This is a genomic window from Pseudomonadota bacterium (assembly GCA_026388255.1).
Taxonomy (GTDB): Bacteria; Desulfobacterota; Syntrophorhabdia; order Syntrophorhabdales; family Syntrophorhabdaceae; genus JAPLKB01.
Genome location: JAPLKC010000080.1, coordinates 59,978 through 73,841, shown reverse-complemented (window position 1 = coordinate 73,841; position 13,864 = coordinate 59,978). Strand labels below are relative to the sequence as shown.

Sequence of the window (13,864 nt, the reverse complement as noted above, 5' to 3'; positions counted from 1 at the left end):
GGCCATATACACTATCAGTCCCTTTTCCAGCCTTTCATGTTCACCAGACACCGGTCAATCTCGTCACAGACCCTGGCGCCCGTCCGGGCAACCTCCTGTTCCGCAATCCCTTCACAGTATTTCTTGTCTCTGTTGAAATCGGCAGTGCTTTTTCCGGGTTTCGTATAATAAACAGTGCAGCCAGACAAGACAGAGAACAGAAATATTATCAGAAGTACCTGTTTCATTTTCCCTCCATAAAATTTGTCTGTTTTTATGTGCCCCTCCAGATTTTCCCGCTGTTATGGTTTGAAAAGCGTTGCAAGATAACGACATTTCCAGAAGATAATGCAAACTATAATGAGGAGAATAATCAGGATGTATAGACTCCATGGTTTTTTCTTATCGGCATAGGGATCGGCAAGGGATTTTTTGGCGCCTTCAGGCAGCTTTGCCGTTTCAGTCAGAGATGTGCCAAACTTTATATTGATCTTTGCCCGCGCATTGACAGCCCACCCGTTTGCGTCAAGTATAGGGCCAAGGTTACGTTTTTTCAGTTTAAGCCATGCTATAAGCATGGACGGGCAGGAAATAAGCAGCATAACACCGATAATCACAAGGGGTAGTTGCCACCATGCCATGCGTAAAAGCCCTGTTACAATCGAGGCTATGGCTGTTCCGATTGCACCGATGGCCAGACCTATGGCGGCAAATATACCGGCAAATCTGCCGGCATCAAATGCCTTCTCAACAGGAGGTTTCCCTCCGGCAGTCTGCATTCCGGATTGCATTGCCGATACTGCCATTCTATCCTCTGATGCCCTTGAGCGTGCGGCAGCAAGTTTCATGAGTTGTTCGCTAATCATTCTGCCGGCCTGCTTATACGGAGCCCAGAATGCCTGCTTTATGCTGATGGGGTGTTCGATGATCCGCACAATTGTGGCATCCCAGTCCTGCCCCTTCCTGTCATAAAAAACACCATTCCGTCCCACCATGAGCTGGTCGGAATCTCCTGCGGTAAAGGCAGCAGCAACGATCATCTTATCGGTTCCCCCACAACGGGTACAATTACAATAGGCAAGATAGACACGGCTTAAACTCGACAAGGCAGTGTGAGCGCCGATATCATCAACTTTAACACAGAGGTCACAACTCCTGCCGTCAAGATAGAGCGTTCCGGCCTGGAAGACTGCTTTTGACCGGTGATCATAAAAATCACGGAAGGCAACAAAATTATTAATCAGCGTATGCAAATACCTGCAATAGCGGACAAGTTTATCAACTGAAGAAATGGCGTTTGCCTCAGGTTCAAAGGCCTTATCCCTTGCTATTAAACCGTCAATCAGTTGCTTATAATCACCGTTCAGTATTTCGTTAATTCTTTCCGTTCCGAGCCTCTCAACAGATGTATCAGGCTTTGCGGCGCGCCAGGCCCCATAAGGGGCGAAATGGGTATTTATATCATCCCATTCTTCAACGGTCAGACTTGTTTTATCACCAAGGAACGGCTTCACCACATCTTCTTTTAGCCGAGTTATTAATTCAATCCATGCTGGGTTTATTTCTTCAAGAAGAGGCAGCGGCTTGTCCGGCTCAACCAGGGCAACAGGAAATAAGGCAAACGATTCGAAAGATACAGAAAAATCGTTGGGAGCAATCCTTTGATAATCTCCGTCTGAAGGGTTGAGCAACTCAGCAGACCGCTTATCAAATTTCGCGAGGTTGCAACGGGTGAAATAGTCATTTACTTTATTTCTGACCGCGCTCAGAGTTTCAAAAGCACTCTCGGTAGTATCGCCCAGGATGAGGATGGAAGCATCATTTCCACTGCTTTTCTGCCATTCGGAGTATGCCTGTATTTCAGCAAAAAATTGCTCGACCTTACCTTGGGACACTCCGGGGTTGCCGCTGCGGTCCGTATCGGCATCCAGGCAGTCTATAATATCCGTAATTACTGATCCCGCAGCATCATCATCGGCAGATTTAACAGTAATGACACCATCTCCATTAAATCTCATCTGAGCAAAAATCCTCTCCTCGCTGTCGGTATCCTCTACACTAATAACATCGGCGTCTTCTTTTCCCAGGTTTTTCAGAATCTGCTGTGCTGAAGAAAGAAGCCCCTTACCTTCATCTGTCTTATCGTTTATTGCTGAAAGAGGTATCCCTTCCGATCCTTTTATAAGAAATTCCGGATCTTTTAGAACTGAGGCGGCCCATGTAACCGCCTCTATGATTTCAGGGGCACGTATATGACCATCATGGTCAGAGTCAACAAGCTCGAGCGTTTTCAGGTCGAACTCAAGGTCTTTAACGGGACAACTCAGGGCTGCCCAAAGTTTCTGGTCCAGGTCCTGTAATGAAAGGAGATCAGCCCCTGTTTCGATGGACACCTGATCAAAACCGCCTGATATGAAGAAACGCCATGTATGAGACGACATTCACTTACCCCCTCAATAGTTTAAAGTTTCACGGATATGGTGCTATTATATAACGTTTTTGCATATAAAGAACATAAATTTACTGATCAGAAAAGCTCGGCGCCACTTTTTCAAATAAAATAAATCTTATTTTTCAAATTAATTATTGTAAATCAGGGTATATTTCATATAATAGAAAAAGTTAATGGAATAGTTCTTGTATGGAGGTATAGATGCCCCGGACAATAAAGTTATTTATTTGGTTCGCAGGATTTTTTATACTTTTCTCCATAATAGGTTTCTTTGTTGTTCCCCCTGTTATGAAATCCGTTCTTGTAAAGAAACTCTCTGAAAATCTCCAACGACAAGTCTCTATAAGTCAAATAAGAGTGAACCCCTATTCACTCTCCGTTTCAGCGAAAGGAATCTTAATAACAGAACGCATGAAGACGGAAACCTTTGTTTCCCTGGATGAGCTGTTTGTCAATGTAAGTATAAGTTCTATTTTTAAGAGGGCGATTATTGTTAAAGAGTTGAGAATTAAAGGGCCATATATCCGGATTATTCGTAACAGGGACGAGTCCTATAACTTCTCAGACCTTCTTGCGCCCAAAGAGAGGGTTAAGCCTGAGCTTAAGGGGGCACGGGCACAAGAAAAGAGGAAACCCCTTCTTTTTTCCATCAATAATATCGTAATTTCTGAAGGCCGTATAGACTTCTTCGATGAACCCAAGAACGTGGAACATAATGTTATGGATATGAATATAACTATTCCATTTATTGCCAACACAGAATACTATGTGAATACCTATGTGCAGCCTTCATTCTCCGCACACATAAACGGCGCCGCTTATGCTCTGCAAGGGAAAACAAAACCCTTTGCCGAGCTCCGGGAGGCATACCTCGACATAGATATAAAAGGTCTCGATTTGCCTCAATACATGGCTTATTTGCCTATGAAGCATAATTTTATTCTTTGCTCAGGGGCAATGGATCTCACATCGAGGATCTCCTTTATGCAGCCCAAGGACAAGGTGCCATCTCTTATGGTGAGCGGGAATATTGTATTAAAAAACTTTGTGATTAACGACAGGGGAAAGGAACCTCTGGTACGCCTACCCTCGATTGATATTGCGATTGCCTCTTGTGAGCCTTTTCTTAAGTCCTTACGCCTGTCGAAGGTTGCAATCAAAGGACCCGAGCTGACTTTAAAACGGGACAAAAAAGGTACCTTCAACCTGGCGTTACTTGTTGAGGAAAAAAAAGAAGCCCCAAATGGTCCTACCCCGAATAAGGCACCGATAAAAAAGCAGATAAAAGCCCAGGTAAAAACCGATGAAAGCGCCCCTTTCAACGCATCTATTGATGAACTCCTTATTGAAGAGGGCAAGGTTTCTTTTTACGATCATGCAGTTTCCCAGCCGGTGGAACTATTGATAACAAGTCTCAACCTGGAGGGTGAACATATTTCAACAGCAAAAGATGGGACAGGCGTATTAGCCCTCTCCCTGCTCCTGAATAAAAAAGGTTCGATTTCCGCGAAAGGCCCCATAAGCATTAGCCCTCTCTCTGCCACCCTTTCAATAGATGTTAAAAAGATCAACATAGGAGAATTTCAGCCCTACTTTACCGATAAGTTAAAGATCAATACCACAAGCGGACATGTGAATACATCGGGCAAGTTCGTTGTCGCCCATAAGGACAAGGCCGGATTTAACGTCACATTCAAGGGTAATGTCCTTGTCTCTGATTTCGCATCCGTTGATAAGCAGTATGGTGATGATTTTCTCAGATGGAAAGCCTTCTCCCTGAATGGCATCGACGCAGGATACAACCCTATGTATGCCCATATCAATGGGATATCACTTGCCGACTTCTACGCAAGGATTACATTGAACCAGGACGGGACCCTCAGCCTTCGAAAGGTAATGGAAGAAGATGAAGCCCCGAATGCCGGACAACCCATCCTGGAACAGAAGGAAACCCCCAAGCAAAAGACTATTGCTGAGCCCGAGAAAGATATTACCAGGGATATCAGTGTGGGCAGCATTACCCTTCAAGGGGGAACCATTGATTTTATGGATAAGTTCATAAAACCCGCATATTCTGTAAACCTAACGGAAATGGTGGGCCGGATCGGCGGCTTTTCCCTTAAGCTGGACCAGCGTGCAGATATGGAGCTTCGCGGCAAGATAGATCACTATGTCCCTCTCGAAATAGCGGGAAAAATCAACCCCGCGAGGAACAATCTGTTCACCGATGTCTCGGTTAAATTTAAAAACCTTGATTTGAGCGCCATGACCCCATACTCAGGAAAATATTTGGGATACAAGATAGAAAAGGGAAGTCTCTCCATTGACTTGAGATACCTGATTGACAAGAGAAAACTGGACGCTGAAAACCGTATTTTTATTGACCAGCTGACCCTCGGCGACAAGGTTGAAAGTCCTGATGCCACAAAGCTGCCCCTGAAGCTTGCCATTGCTTTACTCAAGGACCGGAAAGGGCGGATCGAGCTTGATGTCCCTCTTTCCGGAAGCCTGGATGATCCGCAGTTCAGCGTCTTCAGGATTGTCGTAAAGGTTTTGATGAATCTTATTGCAAAGGCAGCAACTGCCCCCTTTGCCCTCCTCGGTGCACTTTTCGGGGGAGGTGAAGAGCTAAGTTACGTAGAATTCGATTACGGCAAAGCACAACTGTCGCAGGCAAATACAAAAAAAACTGATACCCTTGTGAAAGCCCTATGTGAAAGACCGTCGCTTAAACTTGACATTGAAGGACATACGGATGTGGAAAAAGATAGAGAGGCCTTAAAAACCTACTTATTCAACAAGAAGATAAAAACCCAGAAACTGAATACAATGATTAAAAAGGGATTACCGGCAGTGCCTGTTGATGATGTCAAAATAGAACCAGACGAGTATCAACAGCATCTGGCCATGGCATATAAAGCGGAGAAATTTGAAAAACCCAAGAATGTATTAGGTTTTGCAAAGAGCCTGCCTGGTCCTGAAATGGAAAAACTTATGTTTGCTAATACTGTGGTAGGTGATGGAGACTTGCGAATCCTGGCAAAACAGAGGGCCGGACAAGTGAAGGATGCTTTGTTGGCAACAGGCAAGGTTACTGCTGACAGGGTGTTTGTGGTTGAACCTAAATCACTTTCCCCGGAAAGGAAGGAAAAAACAAGCGACAGCCGCGTTGATTTAAAGCTCAAATGAAGATGACAACGAAACAAATAAAGTTATATCAATAAAGTCTTGGAATTAACTTCTATAAGAAGCATTAATTTTAATATAATCATAAGTCAAATCGGTGGTATATATGTCATACGATGCCTTTCCGTCGTGAAGATTGACGACAAGTTCAACCTCTTTTTTGTCCATGCGCTTCTTCATTTCCTGCTCATCAAAAGGCACTTCAACGCCTTCTTTTACAAGTACCTCTCCCTGCAGGACAATCTCCACTTTTGAAGGCCGGACAGGCACATCGGCATCTCCCACTGCAGCAATCACCCTTCCCCAGTTGGGATCACATCCGAAAAATGCCGTTTTTGTGAGCGGGGATATGGCAATCCTTCTCGCTATCTTTTCGGCGAACTCTTTTTTTCCGGCTCCGGTCACCATTATATGTATAACCCGTGTTGCCCCTTCTCCATCTTTTACGATCATCAGGGAAAGTTCTTTCATAACAGACAGGAGTTTCTCTTTGAATGCCGGGAGTCCTGACAGGTCTTCGTCGCCGCTTTTTGTAAAGAGCATAACTGTGTCGTTGGTGCTGCACTCACCGTCAACGGTAATGCGTTCGAAAGTCTCCTTCCCCGCGCTGGAAAAGACCCTTTTTATACTGCCGGGCGCTATTGGATAATCTGTAAAAACAAAAGAAAGCATCGTTGCAAAGAGAGGGTTTATCATGCCTGCGCCCTTTGCCACACCTACTATATTGTAATCCTTCTTTCCATGAAACGTCTCATGTACAATCTTTGGAAAGGTATCTGTTGTCATGATTGACTGTGCGAATACCTCCGGGCGATTTATTTTCAGGTTTTTTAAGAGCACCGGCAATGCATGTATAATAGTAGCAGCCGGGAGTCTCCTGCCGATAACACCTGTTGATGCAAAAAGAACCTTCTCTTTCTCTATCCCAAGAATGGAAGACAACTCCTGCCCGATAGTGTGAAGGTCAATTACCCCTTCCTTGCCTGTACAGGCATTAGCGCACCCGCTGTTTACAAGGAGCGCCCTCACAGTATTATTGTCTATCTTTCTGTCATAGAGTATGTGAGCAGCCTTCACCTTGTTCCTTGTATAAAGAGACAGGACATGCATATCCTCCTTGAAAAGGACAAGCCCCAGATCAAGACCTTTTGTCTTGATGCCGGAGGCGATACCCGCAAATTCGATACCCTGGATCACGTAAGACCTCCTCGTTTATCGACGGACGATAGTAATGCTATAGCTTGACTCACGATAGACGACCGCTAATTCTGCATTCATGCAGAACTTGCTTGCCGGAACTGCATCTACTTCCCGCAGCACTTTTTATACTTCTTCCCGCTACCGCAAGGGCAGGGGTCGTTCCTTCCGATCTTTTTATCCTTTTGTTTTTCCGCCTGTTGCAGGACAGTTCCGTCCCCTCTATTCATAAATATTACGGGTTCTTCGTGAACCAATTCTTCCTTTGCCGGTTGCACTGCATACAGTTTTCTCGTCGTATCAAGCCTTACCTTCTCCAACATATCGAGAAATAATTCAAAGCTCTCTCTCTGATATTCTCTGAGGGGGTCTTTCTGTCCGTAACCCCTGAGACCGATCCCCTCTTTTAAGTGGTCAAGAGACAGCAGATGCTCTTTCCAATGGCCATCGAGAGAATGCAGGCTAATAAACCGCTCCAGTGCACGTATTTCATCCTCGCCAAAGGTCTTTTCCTTATTTTGATAAACAGCGGTCACCCTTTCTCTCACCATATCGAGCAAACCTGCCTTTGTAATGGTCTTGAAGTCTATTGCATCAAGGTCAATATGGAAAAAGAAGGTTTCGTATATATGCATCTTTAAAGAGGAAATATCCCACTCTTCAGGGTACACCTTTTCAGGGGCATATTCATTGACAAGGCCTTCGCATGTCTCATCAATCATATCAAGGATCTTTTCCTGTACATCGGAGCTGTCCATCATCTCCATTCTCATGCTATATACGGTTTCTCTCTGTTTGTTCATAACATTATCATACTCAAGGAGGTATTTTCTTATTTCAAAGTTGTGTCCCTCAACCCTGTTTTGTGCATTCTCTATGGCCTTGGTGATAAAGGGGTGTTCAATGGGCATATCCTCCTTCATGCCGAGCTTCCCGAGCATCGGCGAAACCTTCTCAGAACCGAAGATTCTCATAATTTCATCTTCCAGAGAAACATAAAATCTCGAAGATCCGGGATCGCCCTGCCTGCCCGATCTCCCCCTCAACTGATTGTCAATCCTTCTTGATTCATGCCTTTCCGTGCCAAGGATATGAAGACCGCCGAGTCTTATAACCTCTGCTTTATCTTTTTCGCAGACTTTTTTTGCTTCAACCAGGGACTGTTCATACTCTTCCGTACCTTTCAGCCCTTTACACATGCTAAGGGCGAGAAACTCGGGATTGCCTCCAAGGAGAATGTCCGTGCCTCTTCCGGCCATGTTTGTGGAAATAGTGACCGCCTTTAGTCTTCCTGCCTGAGCAACAATTTCTGCCTCTCTCTCGTGGATTTTGGCGTTGAGAACGTGATGAGGTACCCCCTTTCTTTTCAGCATCTCCGATACCCGCTCTGATTTGTCTATTGACAGGGTTCCAACAAGCACAGGTCTCCCCTGCTTATGAAGTTCCTCGATCTCGCTTACAACTGCTTTGAATTTCTCTTTCTCTGTTCTATAAATAACATCAGGATAATTGGTTCTTATGAGTTGTCTGTTCGTAGGCATTACCATAACATCAAGGTTATAAATCTTTTTAAACTCAACAGCCTCGGTGTCGGCAGTGCCTGTCATGCCTGCAAGTTTCTTATACATCCTGAAGTAATTCTGAAAGGTTACTGTTGCAAGGGTCTGGTTTTCTCCCTCGATCTTCACATTCTCTTTAGCCTCTAAAGCCTGGTGAAGCCCGTCGCTGAAACGCCTGCCCGACATGAGCCTGCCTGTAAATTCATCAACAATAACAACTTTCCCGTCCTTCACGATGTAGTCTACATCTCTGGCGAACAGGTTATGTGCCTTTAACGCCTGATTAACATGGTGAAGAAGATCAACATGTTTCGGGTCATAGAGGTTCTCAATATTGATAAGTCGCTCAATCTTTGCAACACCTTCTTCTGTCAGATAGGCGCTTCTTGCCTTCTCGTCAATCATGAAGTCTTTTTCTTTTTTGAGTTGATGCATGAACCTGTTGATCTTGTAATATTTGTCCGTAGATTCTTCTGAAGGCCCGGAAATAATAAGGGGCGTCCGTGCCTCGTCTACAAGTATGCTGTCTACCTCGTCTACGATTGCATAGCTGTAACCCCTCTGGACAAAGTCCTCGAGGGAGTATTTCATATTGTCCCTTAAGTAATCAAAACCAAATTCATTGTTTGTTCCATACGTTACATCACAGGCATAGGCAGTCTTTCTCTCATCATCATCAATATGGTTAAGAATTACGCCTACTGAAAGACCAAGAAATTTGTAAACAGGTCCCATCCACTCGGCATCCCTTTTTGCAAGGTAGTCATTCACGGTAACCACGTGAACACCAAGACTGTTAAGGGCATTCAAATATACCGGAAGGGTAGCGGCAAGGGTTTTCCCTTCGCCCGTTGCCATCTCGGCAATCTTTCCTTCATGAAGGACAACACCGCCGATAATCTGCACATCAAAGTGCCGCATATTGATTACCCGCTTTGCCGTCTCCCGGACAGTTGCAAATGCTTCCGGAAGAATTGTATCGAGGTCTTCGCCCTGTTCTATCCTTTCTTTAAACAACGGGGTTTGCCGTTTCAACTCATCATCGGAAAAGCCCTTAAGCTTCTCCTCGAAGCTTGCCGTCTGTTCCACAATGGGCTGAATCCTCTTCAATTCCCGTTCGTTTTTAGTGCCTATGATTTTTTTAAGAATATTACCAATCATGATTATATGTAATTAATACGAACAGAGCGTAAAGCACAGGGTTTTTGAACTCTTTACCCATGCGCACGCTCTATGCGATATCAGTCTCTCAATGTCGCTACAAGCCTTTCAGGATGTAAAACGATATTCAGGGCATGCGTAACATCTTTCACAACAAGGTCAGCTTCTTTCAATATATCCTTTGAACAACCTTCTTCTCCGATAACTCCGATTCCAAGCGATGCTTCTTTAAGCATCATCACATCATTTGCCCCGTTCCCAATAGCCACCACCTTCTCAGGTCCGAGCTCTTTTATTATCCTTGCCTTTTCGATGCCGCTTCCTTCCTTTTTTACCTTTAGGACTTTAAATCCTATTATATTAATCTCGCTATCCACACTTTCGTAAGAATCGGCCGTTATTATAAATATTTTTATATATCTCGAAACCTTTTCGAGTAATTCTTTCACACCTTCTTTAAGCTTCCCGTCAGTAGCACAGGTCCCGTTGTAATCAATAACAAGATATTCTATGTCAAGGTCACCCCATCCAGGAATGGAAACACTTATCATTCTTTCACCTCCGAATTTTTATCAGCAAATTATTGTAACATAATTGAGCAGTTAAAAAACTATAATTTTTCATATTCTTGCCACGCCCATTAAGGATTTTGTTGGAGGATGACGTTTAAATCAACAGCGGCTATCGGGGCTTACAAGCCCCCAGCCTCTTTTTGCTTGATTTTATCTCAAATAGTATTAAACTCTTGCGCATGAAAACAAACCAACCCGAAACCCAAAACCTAATACCCGACATTGCCCCGAAGAAGGCCCAATGGCAAATTGATTGCGTTATATACGACTGTGACGGGGTGCTTTTTGACTCCCTTGAAACTAATGATAGACTATACAGCCATATAGCAATATCTATGGGGAGATCCCCGCTCTCAAAAGATGAACTGCAATACTGCCATACCCATACTGTTTTTGAATCCATTCATCTTCTTTTCCAAAATGATGGTGAATTGGAAAAGAAGGCCCTGAATTTCTGGAAGAACGATATTGACCTGAATGAGTTTCTCATGTACCTAAAAATGGAGTGCAATCTCATTGAGACATTAACTATATTGAAGGAGAGAGGTATACTGCGGGCTATCAGCACAAACAGGACAACAACAATGAAACAAATCATGGTGCAATTCAATCTTACGCCTTATTTTGATATGGTGGTTACTGCGCTGGATGTAAAACCAAAACCTGACCCTGAGTCTGTCGAAAAAATATTGAGGGAATTAAACGTAGACAAGGCGAGAGTTCTTTATATCGGAGACTCCGAGGTTGATCAAAAAATTTCCGCTTCTTCAGGCGTCAAATTTATCGCATATAAAAATAGCGAAATGGCGGCAGACGGTTTTATAGATGATCACCTTGATCTATTAGCGTATCTTTTGAGTGATTAGCATTCTCAAGAATAATCTTCTTTCTCCTGAGAAGGGTATATATCGGACCCGACAGAAGGTACATAAACGTTAGTCCGAAAAGCGTTACTTCCGGTTCTATAAATATTACCACAAGAAGCAAAATAGCAGCCACAGTGGAACGGAACGGCCTTCCCTTGAAAAATGCTACCTCTTTGAAACTTGCATACCGGACGTCGCTTACCATGAGGAATGCAAGAATGTATATCAAAATAGGCATAAGTATTGTCTTTAGATCCATACCCCAGTGGCCCAGCCATGAACTGAAAAGCACGCAACCTGCAATAGTTGTGGCCGCTGCAGGTATGGGTAGCCCCAGAAACTGATTTTTCTGCATCCCGTCGGATTGTATGTTGAATCGCGCAAGCCTCAATGCACCGCATGCCACATAGAGGAATGCAGCCAGCCAGCCAAATCTTCCGTAACCTTTAAGCGCCCATATATATACGAGGAGCCCAGGGGCTACTCCGAAGGCTACCAGGTCGGATAAAGAATCATATTCGACGCCGAAACGGCTGCTCGAGCCTGTCATACGGGCTACGCGACCGTCCAGCATATCGAAAATGCTTGATACAAATATGGCAATAGCAGCATAGGCGAACTTTTTGTCAATAGTTGCAACAATAGAATAAAAACCTGCAAAAAGGCTTGCTGATGTTAAAAGATTCGGCAATATGTATATTCCTTTACCTTTACCTTTTCTTCGCCTCATGCACACCCCTGTTTTTTAGCCAGAGCAGTTATCCCGGCTTTAACTTTATTTCCTGATGATACCATAATATCATATCCTTTAGGAACATAAATGTCCACCCGTGAACCAAAGGCAATAATGCCCACAGGGTCGCCTTTTTTCACAACATCCCCTTCCTTTACATAAGAGGTGATACGCCTTGCAAGAAAGCCTGCTACCTGTACAAGGAGAATCCTTTCATCCCCGTGTTCCATAAGGATATAGTTTCTTTCATTCTCTTTGTCTATGTCCTTCTTAAAGGCAAGAGCAAAGTCTCCCCTCCTGTGCTCTATTTTCACAACTTTTCCTTCGCAGGGAGCCCTGTTAACATGTACATCGGCCAGGGACATGAATATGCTGACCCTTTTTGAGACCCTCCCCAAAAATTCGCCTTCTTCTATTTCCCTGACCTCCATAACCTTCCCGTCGGCAGGGGAAATCAACTCGTTTTGGTTGACTGAATGATGCCTTTTCGGATTTCTGAAAAAAAATAGACAGAACAAAAAGAAAAAGCATACGGCAAAGGCAAGAATCTTAAAATCGAGCAGAAAAAACAGTATTGTAAGAACGAGGGAAAGGGCTATTAGAGTCAACCCCTCCCTCGCAACAGGCATTTGCCTCAATCTTTTCTCCCGATCCACCCCATCATTGACCGTAATTGTTTTCCTACCTTTTCTATAAGATGTTCGTTTTCGATCCTTTTCAGGGAGCTATATACAGGTCTTCCTGCCATATTTTCAAGAATCCATTCTCTGGCAAAATCCCCGCTCTGAATCTCGTCAAGAATTACTCTCATCTCTTCCCGTGTTTCCTCGGATATTATCCTTTTGCCCCTCGTAATGTCGCCGTATTCCGCCGTATCGCTGATAGAATACCGCATGTTGGATATGCCGCCTTCATACATCAAGTCCACGATAAGTTTCAGCTCATGGAGGCATTCGAAGTAGGCAATCTCAGGCTGATAACCGGCTTCCACAAGGGTATCAAACCCTGCTTTCACAAGTTCTGATGCTCCACCGCAGAGCACTGCCTGCTCCCCGAAGAGGTCTGTCTCAGTCTCTTCCGCAAAGGTGGTTTCGATAACACCGGCCCTTGTTGCGCCGATGCCTTTTGCATATGCAAGGGCCTTTTTCTTTGCCTTCCCTGAAGCATCCTGATAAATCGCTATTAATGAAGGAACGCCTGCGCCCCTCTCAAATTCCCTTCTTACAAGATGTCCCGGGCCCTTGGGTGCTACCATAATTACATCAACATCGGCCGGGGGTACAATCTGATTATAATGAATATTGAATCCATGTGAAAACACAAGGGTTTTCCCTTTTTTCATGTTCTTTTCTATCTCACCTTTATACAGTGTTGCCTGGAGATTGTCCTGGGCAAGTATTTGGATGATATTTGCTTCTTTTGATGCTTGTGTTGCACTTACCGGCTTGAAACCATGATTTTTTGCAATTTTATAGTTCGGGGTACCCTCAAGTTCTGCAACAATAACATCAACACCGCTGTCCCTCAGGTTCTGCGCCTGGGCATGTCCCTGACTTCCATACCCGATAATCGCCACTTTAGAGCCTTTTAAAACCCCAAGGTCTGCGTCTTTATCATAATACATTTTGGCCATCTTCTCCTCCTTTTGAGTATTTTTCTCTTGCTTTTATAGTCTTATCCCCTCTTATCATAGCAATCGGACCTGTTCTTACAAGTTCCTTAATGCCAAGCGGTCTTACAAGGTTCAAAAATGCCTTCAGCTTTTCTTCATCCCCGGTAATCATGATTGTATATGTCTTCAGGGAAACATCGATGATCTTTCCTCTGAATATTTCTGCTATCCTTAATAGCTCTTCCCTTGTCTTTTCATCGGCATTTACCTTGACAAGCACCATCTCACGGGAAACATAATCCAAGTCTTTAAAATCTATTACCTTGATAACATTGATCAATTTGTTCAACTGCTTTAATATCTGCTCAAGAATTGCATCGTTCCCGTTTGTAACAATGGTCATGGTAGAAATAGTAGGGTCTAGGGTCTCAGCCACGCAAAGGCTTTCAATATTAAAACCCCGCCCACTGAATAAACCTGCAATTCTCGAAAGTACACCAAACTCATTTTCAACAAGTACGGATATTGTATGTCTCAAAACCTTCCT

General features: G+C 44.0%; 11 protein-coding genes. 2 read left to right on the top strand and 9 right to left on the bottom strand.

Annotated features, from left to right (window positions below):
• Positions 1-14: 14 nt before the first annotated feature.
• Positions 15-227 carry a hypothetical protein gene (locus NT178_09455; GenBank protein MCX5812754.1) on the bottom strand — a complete coding sequence of 71 codons (213 nt, stop codon included), beginning with the start codon at positions 225-227 and terminating at the stop codon, positions 15-17.
• A 54-nt stretch (positions 228-281) separates the two neighbouring features.
• Positions 282-2,420 carry a hypothetical protein gene (locus NT178_09450; protein MCX5812753.1) on the bottom strand — a complete coding sequence of 713 codons (2,139 nt, stop codon included), beginning with the start codon at positions 2,418-2,420 and terminating at the stop codon, positions 282-284.
• Between the two features lie 212 nt (positions 2,421-2,632).
• Here NT178_09450 and NT178_09445 point away from each other — a divergent pair, with 212 nt between their 5' ends.
• Positions 2,633-5,620: a DUF748 domain-containing protein gene (locus NT178_09445; GenBank protein MCX5812752.1), complete on the top strand. Its 2,988-nt coding sequence runs from the start codon at positions 2,633-2,635 to the stop codon at positions 5,618-5,620.
• 45 nt (positions 5,621-5,665) lie between these two features.
• Here NT178_09445 and argJ read toward each other — a convergent pair whose 3' ends face one another.
• The 3 genes from argJ to NT178_09430 form a co-directional block, all read right to left on the bottom strand.
• Positions 5,666-6,814 carry a bifunctional glutamate N-acetyltransferase/amino-acid acetyltransferase ArgJ gene (gene argJ, locus NT178_09440; GenBank protein ID MCX5812751.1) on the bottom strand — a complete coding sequence of 383 codons (1,149 nt, stop codon included), beginning with the start codon at positions 6,812-6,814 and terminating at the stop codon, positions 5,666-5,668.
• Between the two features lie 107 nt (positions 6,815-6,921).
• The gene (gene secA, locus NT178_09435; GenBank protein ID MCX5812750.1) at positions 6,922-9,534 is read right to left on the bottom strand and encodes a preprotein translocase subunit SecA; all 2,613 of its coding nucleotides are present in this window, start codon (positions 9,532-9,534) and stop codon (positions 6,922-6,924) included.
• An 80-nt stretch (positions 9,535-9,614) separates the two neighbouring features.
• Positions 9,615-10,085 (bottom strand): HAD family hydrolase, encoded by a 471-nt coding sequence (locus tag NT178_09430; GenBank protein MCX5812749.1) that lies wholly within the window; start codon positions 10,083-10,085, stop codon positions 9,615-9,617.
• Positions 10,086-10,285: 200 nt separating this feature from the next.
• Between NT178_09430 and NT178_09425 the strand changes: the two genes are divergently transcribed.
• Complete coding sequence (locus tag NT178_09425) at positions 10,286-10,972, top strand: HAD-IA family hydrolase (protein ID MCX5812748.1); 687 nt, start codon at positions 10,286-10,288, stop codon at positions 10,970-10,972.
• Here the strand turns inward: NT178_09425 and pssA are convergent.
• The 4 genes from pssA to ilvN are packed head-to-tail and all read right to left on the bottom strand — an operon-like array spanning position 10,926 to position 13,855.
• The gene (gene pssA, locus NT178_09420) at positions 10,926-11,702 is read right to left on the bottom strand and encodes a CDP-diacylglycerol--serine O-phosphatidyltransferase (protein ID MCX5812747.1); all 777 of its coding nucleotides are present in this window, start codon (positions 11,700-11,702) and stop codon (positions 10,926-10,928) included. The genes NT178_09425 and pssA overlap by 47 nt on opposite strands.
• Entirely contained in the window at positions 11,699-12,334 is a 636-nt protein-coding gene (locus tag NT178_09415; protein MCX5812746.1) for a phosphatidylserine decarboxylase family protein, read from the bottom strand. The genes pssA and NT178_09415 overlap by 4 nt, the downstream gene beginning before the upstream one ends.
• Before the next feature lie 5 nt (positions 12,335-12,339).
• Positions 12,340-13,338, bottom strand: coding sequence for a ketol-acid reductoisomerase (gene ilvC / locus NT178_09410; GenBank protein ID MCX5812745.1), 999 nt, complete (start codon positions 13,336-13,338; stop codon positions 12,340-12,342).
• Positions 13,319-13,855 (bottom strand): acetolactate synthase small subunit, encoded by a 537-nt coding sequence (gene ilvN, locus NT178_09405; GenBank protein ID MCX5812744.1) that lies wholly within the window; start codon positions 13,853-13,855, stop codon positions 13,319-13,321. Before ilvN ends, ilvC begins: the two co-directional genes overlap by 20 nt.
• Positions 13,856-13,864: the final 9 nt, after the last annotated feature.